This is a genomic window from Litorisediminicola beolgyonensis, from assembly GCF_042679605.1.
Classification (GTDB): domain Bacteria; phylum Pseudomonadota; class Alphaproteobacteria; order Rhodobacterales; family Rhodobacteraceae; genus Litorisediminicola; species Litorisediminicola beolgyonensis.
In genome coordinates this window covers 55143-67792 of record NZ_JBHTMU010000021.1, presented here as the reverse complement: position 1 = coordinate 67792, position 12650 = coordinate 55143, and the positions used below count along the sequence as shown (strand labels likewise).

10 protein-coding genes and 1 pseudogene are annotated in these 12650 nt (G+C 67.3%); 8 read left to right on the top strand and 3 right to left on the bottom strand.

The window, feature by feature from the left end; genetic code table 11:
• Together ACFQ4E_RS12685 and ACFQ4E_RS12680 are read left to right on the top strand one after the other, a co-directional pair.
• Window positions 1–729: efflux RND transporter periplasmic adaptor subunit (locus tag ACFQ4E_RS12685; RefSeq protein WP_386804104.1), on the top strand; the 729-nt coding region annotated here is incomplete at its 5' end.
• On the top strand, window positions 726–4418 hold the full coding sequence (locus ACFQ4E_RS12680; protein ID WP_386804102.1) for an efflux RND transporter permease subunit: 3693 nt from the start codon (window positions 726–728) through the stop codon (window positions 4416–4418). The genes ACFQ4E_RS12685 and ACFQ4E_RS12680, both read left to right, overlap by 4 nt.
• Window positions 4419–4614: 196 nt before the next feature.
• On the opposite strand, the pseudogene ACFQ4E_RS12675 reads toward ACFQ4E_RS12680, so the two are convergent.
• Together ACFQ4E_RS12675 and ACFQ4E_RS12670 are read right to left on the bottom strand one after the other, a co-directional pair.
• Window positions 4615–4707, bottom strand: a pseudogene (locus ACFQ4E_RS12675) (SDR family oxidoreductase); the annotation flags it as partial.
• A gap of 212 nt (window positions 4708–4919) precedes the next feature.
• Window positions 4920–5693 (bottom strand): 3-hydroxybutyrate dehydrogenase, encoded by a 774-nt coding sequence (locus ACFQ4E_RS12670; RefSeq protein WP_386804100.1) that lies wholly within the window; start codon window positions 5691–5693, stop codon window positions 4920–4922.
• Window positions 5694–6173: 480 nt separating this feature from the next.
• On the opposite strand from ACFQ4E_RS12670, the gene ACFQ4E_RS12665 reads away from it, so the two are divergent.
• Entirely contained in the window at window positions 6174–7988 is a 1815-nt protein-coding gene (locus ACFQ4E_RS12665) for an extracellular solute-binding protein (protein ID WP_386804098.1), read from the top strand.
• Between the two features lie 2 nt (window positions 7989–7990).
• The gene (locus ACFQ4E_RS12660) at window positions 7991–8104 is read left to right on the top strand and encodes an entericidin EcnA/B family protein (protein ID WP_386804096.1); all 114 of its coding nucleotides are present in this window, start codon (window positions 7991–7993) and stop codon (window positions 8102–8104) included.
• Window positions 8105–8221: 117 nt separating this feature from the next.
• On the opposite strand, the gene ACFQ4E_RS12655 is transcribed toward ACFQ4E_RS12660, so the two are convergent.
• A complete protein-coding gene (locus ACFQ4E_RS12655) occupies window positions 8222–8845 on the bottom strand; it encodes a helix-turn-helix domain-containing protein (RefSeq protein WP_386804094.1) in 624 nt (207 codons plus the stop codon).
• A gap of 66 nt (window positions 8846–8911) precedes the next feature.
• Here ACFQ4E_RS12655 and ACFQ4E_RS12650 point away from each other — a divergent pair, with 66 nt between their 5' ends.
• The 4 genes from ACFQ4E_RS12650 (at window position 8912) to ACFQ4E_RS12635 (ending at window position 12647) form a co-directional block, all read left to right on the top strand.
• Window positions 8912–10429 (top strand): class I adenylate-forming enzyme family protein, encoded by a 1518-nt coding sequence (locus tag ACFQ4E_RS12650; protein ID WP_386804092.1) that lies wholly within the window; start codon window positions 8912–8914, stop codon window positions 10427–10429.
• 82 nt (window positions 10430–10511) lie between these two features.
• Window positions 10512–11150, top strand: a complete 639-nt coding sequence (locus tag ACFQ4E_RS12645) for a DsbA family oxidoreductase (RefSeq protein WP_386804090.1) — start codon at window positions 10512–10514, stop codon at window positions 11148–11150.
• 151 nt (window positions 11151–11301) lie between these two features.
• Window positions 11302–12189: a LicD family protein gene (locus ACFQ4E_RS12640; protein WP_386804089.1), complete on the top strand. Its 888-nt coding sequence runs from the start codon at window positions 11302–11304 to the stop codon at window positions 12187–12189.
• Complete coding sequence (locus ACFQ4E_RS12635; protein ID WP_386804088.1) at window positions 12189–12647, top strand: adenylyltransferase/cytidyltransferase family protein; 459 nt, start codon at window positions 12189–12191, stop codon at window positions 12645–12647. The genes ACFQ4E_RS12640 and ACFQ4E_RS12635 overlap by 1 nt, the downstream gene beginning before the upstream one ends.
• Window positions 12648–12650: the final 3 nt, after the last annotated feature.

The following is a 12650-nucleotide window of genomic DNA, read 5'->3' as shown; positions in this document are numbered from 1 at the left end:
GCGGCGACCATCGCGGGCGTGCGCGCCGCCGAGGCCGCCGTCTCCTCGGCCCAGGCCGGTCTCGAAGCCGCGCGCTCCGGGATCGACAGCGCCCGCGCCGGGATCCAGAGCGCCGCGGCGGCGGTGGCCCGGATCGAGCGCGACATCGACAATCTGTCGGTCATGGCCCCCTTCGACGGGCTTCTCGAATCCGACAGCGCCGAGCTTGGCGCGCTTCTGCAGGCCGGATCGCGCTGCGCCACGATCCTGCAGATCGACCCGATCAAGATCGTGGGCTTCGCGCCCGAAACCGAGATCGCCCAGATCGAGGTCGGCGCCCGCGCGGGTGCGCGCCTGACCGGCGGCGAGACCATCACCGGCCGGGTCACCTTCGTCTCCCGCAACGCCGATCCAGCCACCCGCACCTTCCGGGTCGAGATCACCGTGCCGAACGGCGCGCTGGCGATCTCCGCCGGGCAAACCGCCGAGATCGCCGTCACCGCCGAAAGCCGCGCCGCGCACCTGATCCCGCAATCCGCTTTGACGCTTGCCGACAGCGGCGCGCTCGGGGTGCGCATCGTCGCCGAGGATCAGACAGCGCTTTTCGTGCCGGTGGAGGTCCTGCGCGACACCACCGACGGCATCTATGTCACCGGCCTGCCCGACGAGGCCGACGTCATCACCGTCGGGCAGGAATACGTGACCGACGGCGTGCCGGTGATCCCGAGTTTCGAAGAGGTCGTGCAATGACCGGCATCGTCGACTGGGCCGCCGACCGCGCCCGGATGGTCCTCGCCTTCATCGCGCTGAGCCTCGTGATCGGCGCGGTCTGCTACGTCGCGCTGCCCAAGGAAGGCGAGCCCGATATTGAGATCCCGGCGCTCTTCGTCTCGGTCCCGTTCCCGGGCATTTCCGCGGCGGATTCCGAGACACTGCTGGTCAAGCCGATGGAGACCGAGCTTGCCGATCTCGATGGCCTGAAATCCCTCGGGGCCACCGCCGCCGAGGGCTATGCCGGCGTCCAGATGGAGTTCGAGTTCGGCTGGGACAAGACCCAGGTCATGGCCGATGTCCGCGACGCGATGTCCAAGGCGGAGTCAAAGTTTCCCGCGGGTTACGAGCAATACTCGATCTCTGAGATCAACTTCTCGGAGTTCCCGATCCTGATCGTGAACCTCACCGGCCCGGTGCCCGAACGCACCATGGTGCAGGTGGCCAAGAACCTCCAGGACCGGCTGGAAAGCATCGACGCCGTTCTCGAAGCCGGGATCGCGGGCAATCGCGACGAGATGCTCGAGGTCGTCATTGATCCCCTCCGTCTCGAAAGCTACAACGTCACCGCAAGCGAGCTGATCTCGGTCGTCGTCAACAACAACCAGCTCATCGCCGCGGGCGAGCTGGACGAAGGCGCGTTCTCGGTCAAGATCCCCTCGAGCTTCAACGAAGCGCAGGACGTCTACAACCTGCCCGTCAAGGTCAACGGCGACCGCATCGTGACCCTGGGCGATCTCGCCGAGATCCGCCTGACCTTCGAGGACCGCACCTCCACCGCGCGCTTCAACGGCGAGCCGTCGGTGGCGCTCCAGGTCGTGAAGCGCAAGGGCTTCAACATCATAGACACCGTCTCTCAGGTGAAGGACGAGCTTGCCAAGGCCGAGGCCGACTGGCCGTCGGAGCTTTCCGCTGTCGTCACGCTCGGCACCTCGAACGACCAGTCGCGGCAGGTGGCCTCGATGGTCAGCCAGCTCGAAGGTTCGGTCCTGACCGCCATCGCGCTCGTCATGATCGTGGTGCTCGCAGCCCTCGGCACGCGGCCCGCGCTCCTCGTGGGCTTCGCGATCCCGACCTCGTTCCTTCTGTGCTTCGCCTTCCTCGCGATCATGGGCGTGTCGGTGTCGAACATCGTCATGTTCGGCCTGATCCTCGCCGTCGGCATGCTGGTCGACGGCGCCATCGTGGTCGTCGAATACGCCGACAAGCGCATCTCCGACGGCGTCGGCCCGATGCGCGCCTATGTCGAGGCCGCCAAGCGGATGTTCTGGCCGGTCGTGTCCTCGACCGCGACCACGCTCTGCGCCTTCCTGCCGATGCTCTTCTGGCCCGGCGTCGCGGGCGAGTTCATGGGCATGCTGCCGGTCACGCTGATCTTCGTGCTCTCCGCCTCGCTGGTCGTGGCGCTCGTCTACCTGCCGGTCATGGGCGGCGTCACGGGCCGCTTCTCACGCCTCGTCGGACATGCCACCGACGCGCTCCGGGCGCGTACCCACTGGACCGTCCGGCTGCTCCTCGTGCCGCTGGCGCTCTTTCTCCTCTTCGCGGGCGCGATGTCGGTCCTGAACCCCGGCTATCTCATGGGTGTCCCGGCCGAGGCCGGCTGGGGCGGCCGCGCCCTCGGCGCCGCGCTGTTCCTCGGCGCTGCGGTCCTGACCGCGATCGTGATGGGCGCGGTCAAGCCGACCCGGACCGAGGGCCGCATCCGCGCGGGCTATCGCCGAAGCCCCTTCGGACGCTTCATCGCCTTCATCGCCGGAAATCCGATCATGCCGCTCGTGACCGTGGCGGGCGTGGTCTTCTTCGTCATGTCGGTCTTCAGCTATTACGGCGAGAACAATAACGGCGTGGAGTTCTTCGTCGCGACCGAACCCGAGCAGGCGCTCGTCTACGTCAAGGCGCGCGGCAACCTGAGCCTCGAAGAGAAGGACGCGCTGGTCGCCCGGGCCGAGGCCGTGGTGCTCGCCCATCCCGGCGTGCGCGACGCCTTCGCCTTCGCCGGGGACGGCGGGCTCGACAGCAATACCGGCGGCGCCCAGCCCCCCAAGGACGCCATCGGCCAGATCCAGTTCGAAACGATCCCCTGGGAAGAGCGCGCCGACGACCCCTCGCTCGACGGCGACCTGGTCGTGGCCGAGCTTGAAGAGCAGCTGTCCCGGCTTCCCGGCATCCAGACCGAAATCCTGAACCTCGCCATGGGACCCGCTTCGGCGAAACCGGTGCATCTGCGGCTCAAGGGCGACAATTGGGACGAGCTTCTCGCCGCGACCGAGATCGCCCGCGCCCGCTTCGACGCCACCGCGGGCCTCGTCCAGACCGAGGACACCCGCCCCCTGCCCGGCATCGACTGGCAGATCGACGTCGATGTCGAGAAGGCCGGCCGCTACGGCGCCGATGTGGCCACGGTCGGCGCGATGGTGCAGCTTGTCACCCGCGGGCTTCTGCTGGACACCATGCCGGTCGAGACCTCCGACGAAGAGATCGACATCCGCGTGCGCCTGCCCCAGGAAGACCGCCTGCTCTCCACCCTCGACACGCTGCGCGTCCGCACACGCGACGGGCTCGTGCCGCTGACGAATTTCGTCACCCGCAAGCCGGTCGAGAAGCTCGCCGAGATCAGCCGCGAGGGCCAGAAACGGTTCTTCGACGTCAAGGCGGGCGTGGCCCCCGACCTCGTCAAGTTCCAGAACGACAGCCTCGTGACGATGGGCATCGCCCGCAAGATCACCGAGGAGGACGGGGCGGTCCGCTACGGGGTGGTCGCCCCGGCCGAGGACCTGTCCGCGGCCGAGTTCCGCGAGATGATCGACGCAGGCACCCTGCACTCCGTCCCGGTCACCCCGGCCGAGCGCATCGAGACCCTGACGCGCTGGCTCGAGACCACCGAGTTTCCGCTGGGCATCAGCTGGGAATGGACCGGCGACCAGGAGGACGAGGCCGAAAGCCAGGCCTTCCTCGGCAATGCCTTCGCCGCCGCGCTGGGGCTGATGTTCATCATCCTCCTGGCGCAGTTCAATTCCTTCTACAACGCCACGCTGGTGCTTCTGGCCGTGGTGCTGTCGACCGCGGGCGTCCTGATCGGCATGCTGGTGATGGGCCAGACCTTCTCGATCATCATGACCGGCACCGGCATCGTCGCGCTCGCGGGGATCGTGGTGAACAACAACATCGTCCTGATCGACACCTATCAGGAATACGAGCGCATGATGCCCCGGATCGAGGCGATCATCCGCACCGCCGAGGACCGCATCCGCCCGGTCTTCCTGACCACGGTGACGACCATGGCCGGTCTCGCGCCGATGATGTTCGGCCTGAGCCTCGACTTCTTCGCGGGCGGCTACACGATCGACAGCCCGACCGCGCTCTGGTGGAAGCAGCTTGCCACCGCCGTGGTCTTCGGCCTCGGCATCGCCACGGTGCTGACGCTGGTCTTCACGCCCTCGATGCTGGCGATCCGGGTCTGGACCGGCACCTATCTCCGCGCGCTCGGCCGCCTCTTCGCGCGGATGTCGATGGGCCGCGGCAGCCGCGCCGCCCAGGACTGGGCGCTGAACCGCGAGGCCCGCCGCGCCAAGCCGCCGGTCATCCTCTGGGAAGAGCTCGTCACACGGCCCGAGACCGACGCGCCCCCGCGCGAGCCCGAACTGCCGCTCCGCGCCGCCGAGTAACCACGGCTCGACGCGGGTCCGGAAACGCGCCTCAGGTCACCACAGGCGGCTCCCCAGCCCAACCACACGAACCAGGCCCCGTCACACCGGGCCCGCCCCCTGCTCTTCATCTGTCCGAAAATATCCCGGAGAGCGCGAGAGGCAGCGCCTCTCGCATGCGAGGCCGAACGGCCCCGCATCCCTCAGAGCCAAACGCTCAGAGCGCCGTCCAGCCGCCATCGACCGAGATCGTCGTGCCGGTGATCTGCGCCGCCGCATCCGAGCAGAGGAACACCGCCGTCCCGCCGCTCCGCGCCGCCGAGCAGCCACGGCTCGGCACAAGCCCGGAAACGCGCCTCAGGTCACCTCAGGCGGCTCCCCAGCCCAGCCATACAAACCAGGCCCCGTCACACCGGGCCTGCCCCCTGCTCTTCATCTGTCCGAAAATATCCCGGAGAGCGCGAGAGGCAGCGCCTCTCGCATGCGGGGCCGCACGGCCCCGCATCTCTCAGACCCAAACGCTCAGAGCGCCGTCCAGCCGCCATCGACCGAGATCGTCGTGCCGGTGATCTGCGCCGCCGCGTCCGAGCAAAGAAACACCGCCGTCCCGCCGATCTGCTCGACCGTGGCAAATTCCTTCGAGGGCTGCCGCTCGAGGATCACCTTCTCCTTGGCCTCCTCCTCGGTCATCCCGTATTTCTTGGCCGTGTCGGGGATCTGCCCCTCGACCAGCGGCGTCAGCACGTAGCCCGGGCAGATCGCGTTGGCGGTGATCTGCTCCTTGGCGGTCTCGAGCGCCACGGTCTTGGTCATGCCGACGAGCCCGTGCTTGGCCGAGATATAGGCCGACTTGTAGGGCGAGGCCGTCAGGCCGTGGGCGGAGGCGATATTGACCACCCGGCCCCAGCCCGCCTTGCGCATCATCGGCAGCGCGACCGCGGTGGTGTGAAAGGCGGCCGACAGCATGATCGCGATGATCTGGTCCCATTTCTCGACCGGAAACTCGTCGATCGGGGCGACATGCTGGATGCCCGCATTGTTCACGAGGATATCGCAGACGCCTGCCTGTTCGATCACGCCGCGCGCCTCGTCGCCCTTGGACAGGTCGCCCTTGATATAGCGCGCCTCGACCCCGTGCTCGCGGCCCAGTTCCTCGGCCAGCTTGTGGTCCTCGTCGCGGTCGGTGAACGAGTTCAGCACCACGTTCGCACCGGCGCGCGCCAGTTCATGCGCGACGCCGAGGCCGATCCCCGAATTGGACCCGGTGATGACGGCGGTCTTGCCCTTGAGTTGCATATATCGAAGCTCCCGTTTCATGCGTGCCGCAGAGTGTCTTTGCTGCGTCTGCAGAACAAGGGGGCTTTCGGAGGCTTTGTTCCGAACCGCCGCCTGCCAGGGATGCCCGTTCGCCGCCGCACTCAGCGGCTCTCCAAGTGCCGAGACGTCCGGTCCATCGACGGACCGCAAAAAGAATCATCTGAAAAACGGCTTTGTGACAGGATCTCGACTCGCAGGATCTGGCCCGGAGCGTCCTGTCCGGCTAGGACAGGATCCACACCAGCGCGCACTCCCGAAGCCTCACAGCCAAAAAAAACGCCGGCACAAGGCCGGCGTTCAGTTATTGAGGCAGGTTTCATACAGGCAAGAAACCTATCGAGCAGTGATCCCAACATAAGCAGTTTGCCGCCCGGTGCCAAGCTAAAAGTTTGATAAGGCGGAAATCCCCCGTTACCTTCAGCCTCAATAAAACAAGGGCAGAGCGGGATTGTCTCCAAAATGAGAAGCGATTTTTTCAGCGCGGCGCTCGGCGTCGCCCTCGCGGCGGGCCTCAGCCTGGGCAGCACGGCCTCCGCCGAACCCCGGCATGGAATCGCCATGTATGGCGATCCGGCGCTGCCTCCGGACTTCGAGGCGCTGCCTTACGTCAATCCCGACGCCCCCAAGGGCGGGCGCATCGTGACCGGCGAGGTCGGCGGGTTCGACAGCCTCAATCCGCTGATCCTCAAGGGCTCCACCCCCTGGCAGCTCCGGTTCCTGAATTACGAGAGCCTGATGGGCCGGAACTGGGACGAGCCCTTCACGCTCTACGGCCTTCTCGCCGAATCGGTCGAGACGCCTGAGGACCGCTCCTGGGTCGAGTTCACCCTGCGCGAAGAGGCCCGCTTCTCCGATGGCAGCCCCGTCACCGTCGAGGACGTGATGTGGAGCTACGAGACGCTCGGCACCGAGGGCCATCCCCGCTATCGCGGCGCCTGGGGCAAGGTCGCCTCGATGGAGCAGACCGGCGAGCGAAAGATCCGCTTCACCTTCAATACCGAGGACCGCGAATTGCCGCTCATCCTCGGCCTGCGCCCCATCCTGAAAAAGGCGCAATGGGAGGGACAGGAGTTCGGCGCCTCGGGTCTCGACACCGCGCCGATCACCACAGCGCCCTACCAGATCGGCGCGTACGAGGCCGGCCGCTACATGGTGCTCGAACGCGACCCCGATTACTGGGGCAAGGACCTGCCCTTCATGACCGGCCAGGCCAATTTCGACGAGATCCGGATGGAGTTCTACGGCGACAGCCAGGTGCTCTTCGAGGCCTTCAAGGCCGGCGAGCTCAACTCCATGCGCGAGAGCAATGCCGAGAAATGGGAGACGCAGTATGATTTCCCCGCGGTCCGCTCGGGCGAGATCGTGAAATCGGTGATCCCGCACCAGCGCCCCTCGGGCATCATCGGCTTCGTGATGAACTCCCGTCGCCCGGCCTTCTCGGACTGGCGCGTGCGCGACGCGATGCTGCATGCGTTCAACTTCGAATATATCAACGAGACCCTGACCGGCGGCCGGCAGCAGCGGATCAGCTCGTATTTCTCGAACTCCGTTCTCGGCATGCGCGACGGCCCCGCCGAAGGCCGCGTCCGCGAACTGCTCGACGCCCATTCCGCCGAGCTTCTGCCCGGTGCCCTCGACGGCTACGCCCTGCCGGTCTCGGACGGGACCGAACGCAACCGCAAGAACCTGCGCAGCGCGATCGCGCTCATGGAAGAGGCCGGATACACCATCCGGGACGGCGTGATGACCACGCCCGGAGGCGAACCCTTCCGCTTCGAGATCCTGCTCACCCAGGGATCGACCGAGGCGCAGTCGATGATCGACCTCTTCGCCGAGGCGCTGATCCGGATGGGCATCACCCCCGAGATCACCACCGTCGACCCCGCGCAATACAACGAGCGGACGCAGGGCTACGATTTCGACATGACCTATTACCAGCGCGGCCTCTCGCTCAGCCCCGGCAACGAGCAGAAGCTCTACTGGGGCCGCGCCGGCGTCGAGGAGCCCGGCAGCTACAACTGGATGGGCATCGACAGCCCCGCCGCCGAGGCGATGATCGACACGATGCTGAACGCCACCGACCAGGACGAGTTCGTTGCCGCCACCCGCGCGCTCGACCGCATCCTGACCACCGGGCGCTACGTGATCCCGATCTATCAATGGAGCGTGTCGCGGATTGCCCATGCCGCCGAGCTGTCCTACCACGAGCCCGTTCCGGTCTATGGCGACTGGTTCACATGGCAATCCGACACCTGGTGGTCCGAGGAGAAATGACGATGCGGATTCTTCTGGCTCTGGCGCTTCTGGGCGGCCTCGCGGCGTGCAACACCGTCGCGGGCGTGGGCGAGGACATCTCGGGCGCGGCCCGCACCGTCCAGCACCGGCTCTGACAGGGACCTGTCTCGGCGCGCGGCCCCCGGGGCTGCGCGCCACGCGACCGGGTCACCGGCTTGCCGGGCCACCGGGCCTGCGCCGACCCCGCCTTCAGCTTAAAACGATCTCGCCCCTCAGGCGAGCGAGGTGACCCAGAGGATCGTCGCATCCTCGGGCGAGACGGACACCACGTTATGGCCCATCGTCGCGTCGTAATAGGCGCTGTCGCCGCGCCGCATCTCGATCGGCTCGTAGAATTCGGTATAGAGCCGGATGACCCCGGTCAGGACATAGAGGAACTCCTCGCCGTCATGCCGGACCCAGCCGTCGAACTCTTCCATCGACCGCGCCCGGACCCGCGCCCGGTAGGGCAGCATCTGCTTCTTGGTCAGCGTCTCGGCCAGGAGCGTGTGCTCGTAGGTCGCCGTCGGATGCGGCTGCCCGCTCTCGGCCTTGGTCACCGACAGACGCCCGTTGATCCGGTCCTGCTTCGGCGGCGTGAAAAGCTGCGGTACCGAGATCTCGAGCCCCGTGGCAAGCTTCTTCAGCGCGTCATAGGTCGGCGACATCTGCCCGTTCTCGATCTTCGAAAGCGTCGAGCGCGCCAAGCCGGCCTGCCGGGCCGCCTGCTCCAGCGTCCAGTCGCGCGCTTTTCTCAGTTCGCGCACCCGCTGACCGAGATCGAGCGGCGCGCCCTCTTCCGAGGCGCCGGTCTCGCGGGCGATGCGAATGAGGCTCTTGGGATCGGCATCTGACATATCCGGTCTCTTAGGCCCGCCCCCGCGGGCTTGCAAGCACGGGCAGCGCGGCCTAACTCGGCGCTCATGCTCTCGATCTTCGACCGGGGCGCACCGCCGCCCGCGCCCGCGCCCTTCAACCTGGCCCATCACGTCCTGACCTCGGGCGCGCCCGAGCCCGACAAGATCGCCCTGGCGATCCTGGACCTGTCCCGCGCCGAACGCTGGAGCTACGCCCGGCTCGAACAGGCGGTGCGCGGCACCGCGACCGGTCTTCTGGACGCGGGCCTCGCGCCCGGCGACCGGGTGCTGATGCGGCTCGGCAATGACGTGAGCTTCCCCATCGCCTATCTCGGCGCCATCGCGGCGGGGCTGGTGCCGGTGCCGACCTCCGCGCTCCTGACCGAGGGCGAGACCGCGCGCATCCTCTCCGATCTCGCCCCGCGCGCGATCCTGCGCGCCGAGGGCGTGGCCTGCCCGACGACCGACATCCCCACATTCTCGAGCGCGGACATGACCCGCTGGCGCGATCTGCCGCCTGCGGCCTATCATATGGGTGACCCCGACCGCCTCGCCTATATCGTCTACACCTCCGGCACCTCCGGCGCGCCGCGCGCGGTCTGTCATGCCCACCGTGCGATCTGGGCGCGGCGGATGATGATCGACGGCTGGTACGGGCTCGGGCCTTCGGACCGGCTCTTGCACGCGGGCGCGTTCAACTGGACCTTCACCCTCGGCACCGGGCTCATGGATCCCTGGACGATGGGCGCGACCGCGCTCATCCCGGCTCCGGGCGTCCGGCACGACCAGCTTGCGCTCCTGATGAAGCGCCACGAGGCGACGATCTTTGCCGCGGCCCCCGGCGTCTACCGCAATCTCCTGAAATCGACCCTGCCCCCGATGCCGAAACTGCGCCACGGTCTCTCGGCCGGGGAAAAGCTCTCGCCCGCGATCCGCAGCCGCTGGACCGAGGCGACCGGGACCGAGATCCACGAAGCCTACGGCATGTCCGAATGCTCGACCTTCATCTCGCAGGCCCCGGACGCCCCGAGCCCGCCCGAGACGCTCGGCCGCCCGCAGCCCGGACGGCGGGTCGCGATCCTCGGCCCCGACGGCCCGGTGCCGCGCGGCGAGCCCGGCGAGATCGCCGTCCATCAGAGCGATCCCGGCATGATGCTTCGCTATCACGACCAGCCCGAGGAGACCGCCCAGCGGTTCCGCGACGGCTGGTTCCTGACCGGCGACCGCGGGATCATGGGCGACGGTGACACGATCACCTATCTCGGGCGCGGCGACGACATGATGAACGCCGGCGGCGTCCGGGTCTCTCCGATCGAGGTCGAGAGCGCGCTCTCGCGCTTTCCCGGCATCACCGAGATCGGTGCCACCGATATCGAGGTGAAGGACGGCGTCCGCGTCATCGCGGCCTTCTATACCGGGCCCGAACCGCTCGATCCCGAGGCGCTCGCGCGCTTCGCCGAGGCGCATCTTGCGCGCTACAAGCAGCCGCGGCTCTATATCCATCTCGACACGCTCCCGAAGAATCCCAACGGCAAGCTCCTCCGCCGCGACCTGGCCCGCCATTACCGACCGCCCTCCTCCTGAAAACACGGGTTTCGCGACGCGGCTGTGTCCTCGGTGCGAGCGACCTGCTACAACCGGCGGAACCGCTGAGAAAGGACCACACATGGTCAAGCTCGATATCCTCTCCGACCCGATCTGCCCCTGGTGCTATATCGGCAAGGCCCAGCTCGACCGCGCGCTGGAGCAATCCCCCGATCACCCGTTCGAGATCGAGTGGCATCCGTTCCAGCTCAATCCCGACATGCCGCCCGAAGGCATGGAGCGCCGCGCCTATCTCGAGGCCAAGTTCGGCGGCAAGGACGGGGCGATCCAGGCCTATCTGCCGGTCGAGGAGCACGCCAAGGCGGCGGGTCTCTCGCTCGATCTGGGCGCGATCACGCGCACGCCGAACACGCTCGACGCGCATCGCCTGATCCACTGGGCCGGGATCGAGGGGCGCCAGACCGCCTGCGTCTCCGCGCTCTTCGCCGCCTATTTCAAGGAAGGCCGCGATATAGGCGACCGTGACGTGCTCTGCGACATCGCCGACGGGGTCGGGCTCGACGCCAGCGTGATCCACCGGCTCCTCGCCTCCGAGGCCGATGTCGAGGAAACCCGCGGCCGCGACCGCGCCGCGCGCGACATGGGCGTGAGCTCGGTCCCGACCTTCATCGTCGACGGCCGCCACGCCGTGCCCGGTGCCCAGGCGCCCGAGCTCTGGGTGAAGGTGATCGAGGAACTGACCGCCGACGCCGATACCTGAAAGCCGCAACGCGTGCCCGAGAGGGTGCCCGGGCGGTATTGACGGTTTCCTTGCAAACGTCCGCCAGATTAAGCTGCTCTTCGAGCAGACCGCGCCCGGAAGAGGCAGTATGACGGACACAACGGAAGCAGAGATCAAAAGTGCGCCCGCAATGACGCGTCGGGACGCCCGTCGCCGTGTCCGCGAGATCGCGGCGATGGCGAAGGGAGAGCTCGCCTTTGGCCGCACCGGGCTGGATTTCCGGAAGCTTTCTTTAGAAGTTCTGGACTTGCGCGCCAATCGCGGTTGGATCGAGTGGCTCGAAGCCGCTGTTGCCACCGCGGTAATTGCTCGGTCCCGGCCTGCGAGAACCGTGCGCTTTCTTTCGGAGCTGCGGGAGCGGCACGAACAGGACGGCAAGCCGGAGTTGTTCGAGGCTTTCGAGACACTGATCAATGATTATCTCGCCCCCGAGAAGCTGACCAATCACGGCTACACCACCGCGACCTTCGACAGCGTCGATCACGCTCCGATCTGGTCCGGCACTGCCGCCGCCATCGCCGCGGTCGAAGCCACCGGCCATCAGGTCTTCCTGAACTCCGGAACCCTTCTCGGCGTCGTCCGCGACGGGCGGCTGATCGATCATGACGACGATATCGACCTCGCGGTCATCCTGAAAGCGACCACGGATGCCGACGCCGCCTCGGAATGGCGCGCGCTGGCCGCGACCCTGGCCGAGACCGGCGCGCTCGATCCCGAGGGCAAGCGCATCGCGGGGCTCCTGAAGCTTCGCGGACCCGACGGGGTCGAGGTCGACCTCTTTCCGGCCTGGTTCGTGGAGGGACGGCTGCAGGTCTACCCGCATACCCGCGGCGAGCTGACGGAAGAGCAGGTGCTGCCGCTCGTGCCCTGCCCGATCACCGGCCATGCCCGCCCCCGCGACGCCGAGGCGATGCTCGCGGTCAATTACGGCGAGGGATGGCGCACGCCCGATCCCTTCTTCAAATTCGACTGGCCCCGCGCCCGGCGCGTCTTCGCGCCGTTCCTGAAGGCGATCTGATGTCCAGAACGGTCCTGACCTACGGCACCTTCGATCTGTTTCATGTCGGCCATGTCCGGCTCCTGCGGCGGCTTGCGGATCTGGGCGACAGGCTGGTCGTCGGCTGCTCCACCGACGCATTCAACCGCGCCAAGGGCAAGAGCTCGGCCATGCCCTACGAGGACCGCGCCGAGATCCTCGCGGCCTGCCGCTATGTCGACCAGGTGATCCCCGAGGACAGCTGGGAGCAGAAACGCCGGGACATCGAGGCGCATGGCATCTCGATCTTCGCCATGGGCGACGACTGGGCCGGCAAATTCGACGATCTCGCCGATCTCTGCCAGGTGGTCTACCTGCCCCGGACCGAGAACATTTCGACCACCGATCTCCGCCAGCTCGTGACCGCGCTCAAGGCCGAGAAGGTCGCGCATCTGAGAAACGCGCTGACCCAGGTCCAGGCGGTGGTCGACACGCTCTGACGC